General features: G+C 36.6%; 4 protein-coding genes. All 4 read left to right on the top strand.

Annotated elements, in window-relative coordinates:
• On the top strand, positions 1-261 hold a 261-nt coding region (locus tag E1176_RS20880), incomplete at its 5' end, for a glycosyl-4,4'-diaponeurosporenoate acyltransferase CrtO family protein (RefSeq protein WP_222933064.1).
• A 100-nt stretch (positions 262-361) separates the two neighbouring features.
• Complete coding sequence (locus E1176_RS03265) at positions 362-937, top strand: pyridoxine/pyridoxamine 5'-phosphate oxidase (RefSeq protein ID WP_155209147.1); 576 nt, start codon at positions 362-364, stop codon at positions 935-937.
• Between the two features lie 10 nt (positions 938-947).
• On the top strand, positions 948-1,691 hold the full coding sequence (locus E1176_RS03260; protein WP_155209146.1) for a metallophosphoesterase family protein: 744 nt from the start codon (positions 948-950) through the stop codon (positions 1,689-1,691).
• A gap of 238 nt (positions 1,692-1,929) precedes the next feature.
• A complete protein-coding gene (locus E1176_RS03255) occupies positions 1,930-2,361 on the top strand; it encodes a hypothetical protein (protein WP_155209145.1) in 432 nt (143 codons plus the stop codon).
• Positions 2,362-3,084 lie beyond the last annotated feature (723 nt).

Raw genomic sequence — 3,084 nt, 5'->3', positions numbered from 1 at the left:
AAACAAGTTAATTTAAAACGAGCTGGTAGAATAATAGAACTACAGAAAGCACAAAAGCAAACCATAAAATACGAAATCATACACTTGATTTTCCTTTTAATTAGCGTTCTCATTGTTGTTTTTAAGTATCGCCAATTGTCTACCCTACAATGGGCTTTGATCATTGCCATCAACATGTATGCGAATGTCTATCCCATTTTCCTACAACGTTATAACAGAGTTAGGATATTAAGAATTTTAGAAAAAACTAAAAAGCTGTAGTCTTACACAAGATGGCCACTCGAATAGACTCGAATAGAGCCAGCAGATAGTCACTCGAAAATTTAGTCGAATTTGTGTTGCCATTTAAAAAACGAAACGAATGAATCCCTTACTGCAATTTGAAAAATGGTTTAACCAAGAGAAAAAAATGAGTGACTTGAAGTTGCCCGCTGCCTGTTGTTTATCTACAATAGGGCTAAATGGTTATCCAAATTCAAGGTTTGTTTCTTTGAAAGAAGTTTCAAACGATTCATTTATAATTACGGGGCCATTGAATTCAAAAAAAGGCGTTGAAATTGAAAATAACCCGAAAGCATCGCTGTCCTTTTGGTGGACCTCAACAGAGCGACAAATTAGAATTCAAGGGGACGTGTCAAAAATTTCCAGGCCTAACGCTGTACTTTACTTCGAGCAAAGAAATAGAGATTCACAAATTGTATCTACGGTTTTTGAGCAGGGGAAGCAAGTTGAAAGCATTAAACATTTGCGCAAGGCATTTGAGGAGCAAAAGGAAATATTACAAAACAAGGCAATTCATTGCCCGGAGAATTGGGGTGGTATTTATATAAAACCAGTTCGAATAGAATTCATGGAATTTAAAAAAAGCAGGCTTCATGAAAGAACACTATACGAACTAGCTAATAACGAATGGAAAATGACAATACTGCAACCATAAACTTTTACTTATGAATCGAAAGATTGCATACATCACAGATATTCATTTAGACGAAAAATTTCCTTTAGATGCTGGGGTTGATACTCGAAAAAATTGGAAGGAAATACTTAAAGACATTTCCTCAAGAGGAATTAATGAAATTATATATGGAGGCGATATTGGTGAAAAATCAGCGAATAAATGGTTTTTTGAATCTCTACAGGATTTTTCTCTTTCCATCACTTTAGGAAATCACGATTACTATGACGAAGTAATTAAGCACTACAGCCTGGGAGTAGTTGAAAAGCGAAGTGAATTATATTATAGTCAAGAGCGTGACCATTACAAATGCATATTTTTAGATTCCAGCTCAGGCTCGATAAGTCAAGAACAATTTGATTGGTTTAGAAAGGAACTCATGACCGATCAAAGTATCGTGATCTTTATTCATCACCCGATTTTAGCTGTTGATGCTGAAGTAGACAATCGATTTGCCTTAAAAGAACGGAATAGAATAAAAACCGAACTGCTAAATGTTAGAAATGATGTAACTATTTTCTGTGGTCATTATCATTTCGAAGATGAAAGAAGAAGTGGCAATATTCGGCAATATATTACCCCCGCAGGTTCATATCAGATTCAGAAATTGCCGAATGAAATCAAGGTCAGCAATGATACATTCGGGTATCGAATTATTGAACTGAATAACAAGAACATAAATACAGACTTGATCATGTTTAAACCAAGCCACCAAACACTTTCCACCATTCAGTAGACAACCACCAGCCAAAAGCTCTTAGTACGTCTCACGTTCAGATACTACCCAACGTTGGACTTCACATCCGCGTTCTACTCCAGACATGAGAATATCGTCCACGTGTTAGTCTTAAAGGCTTGGAGGTTTCCCAGCTTGATATTTTGTTTCTTGTTCATTTTAGGAAAAAGGAAGTGCATGCAACCTCTTGGGCTTTCAATGCATCTGCTCATAAAACTTACCAACTTACTTTTCACTTATGAACTACGATACTACCCTCAGCGCCATTTCCATCAAAGTGCCCAATTGGAGACTTCATTTTATGAGGGGGCTCTTTTTTCTAAATTTCATCAGTTTGGCACTCGATAACTGGTCGACAATTTTATTTCCCCAAGGGCAAATGGATACACTCACCGGAGTAACTATAAGTTTCTGGGCCGCTTTTTCACTACTAAATTTATTCGGCATAAGGTTCCCGCTAAAATTCGTACCGATTCTATTGCTTCAGCTGCTTTATAAATCCGCATGGATAATTGGGACTTACCTACCAGCACAAAATTCAGGCTCATTAGATGAAGACCTTCGGTCCTTTTTCTGGGTTTGCATAGCAGGAATTGCCCTGAACCTCTTGATCATACCCTGGAAATTTGTTTACGTTGAATACCTCAAAGACTTATTGAAATTTAGGTAATCAGAATACATCATTTAACAGGCTCAACACGAGCCCTAGTGAGAGCAAAATCAATAATCACTCAGAGTCCTCAATAAGTGACTCTGAGGTTTACAAGCCTCACGGCCTGCCGCTCTATACACCTCTGTGACAGCTGCCGTAGACTTTGGAGCAGTTTAAGCCGTTGTAATTCTGCTATTATTAATACTTATCATCGAAACACACACTCAATTTGCTTATTAGGCTTTAATCATTTTTCTTGGCCTCATTAATAATGTAGGTGGCGCCAAGGGGGTTGATGTAGCTTATGCGTGCGAGACAAATTAAACATAATCATCATGGATAACTACCAACGATTTGGCCAAATATCTGGGCAATTCTATACAGGAATTGGGTTTGGACTCATCGGAGGATTTATAATCTTGATCGTTGCAGACCAACACTTTAACAGAATAGATATCTTTGGAACTGGCATGTATTTTTACATAGGTGACCAATGCTTGGTTTTAACTATAAATTGATAAAGAGGGCAAAAAAAGAAAGTACTAAAGAATATCCATGATTCATCACGAAATAGAGAAAGCAATCACATTACCTTGAATTAAATGAGAATAAGCGAAAATCTACAAGCCTTTCTTCTACTTTCAGCGATAACTCTTATCGTCTATTTAATAATTTTAAGATTTTTTAACAGGAAAAGAAACACTAACAAATTACTCAAAATGAGTCTTCTTTTTTGTTTAA

Origin of the sequence: Fulvivirga aurantia (genome assembly GCF_009711475.1) — a bacterium.
GTDB classification, from domain to species: Bacteria; Bacteroidota; Bacteroidia; order Cytophagales; family Cyclobacteriaceae; genus Fulvivirga; species Fulvivirga aurantia.
Note: the sequence above shows the minus strand (reverse complement) of the source record. Positions and strands in the feature narration are given on the sequence as shown.

Coding starts and splice junctions, on each gene's coding strand:
- E1176_RS03265 (WP_155209147.1), top strand. CDS start 362: ATGAATCCCTTACTGCAATTTGAAAAATGGTTTAACCAAGAGAAAAAA.
- E1176_RS03255 (WP_155209145.1), top strand. CDS start 1,930: ATGAACTACGATACTACCCTCAGCGCCATTTCCATCAAAGTGCCCAAT.
- E1176_RS03260 (WP_155209146.1), top strand. CDS start 948: ATGAATCGAAAGATTGCATACATCACAGATATTCATTTAGACGAAAAA.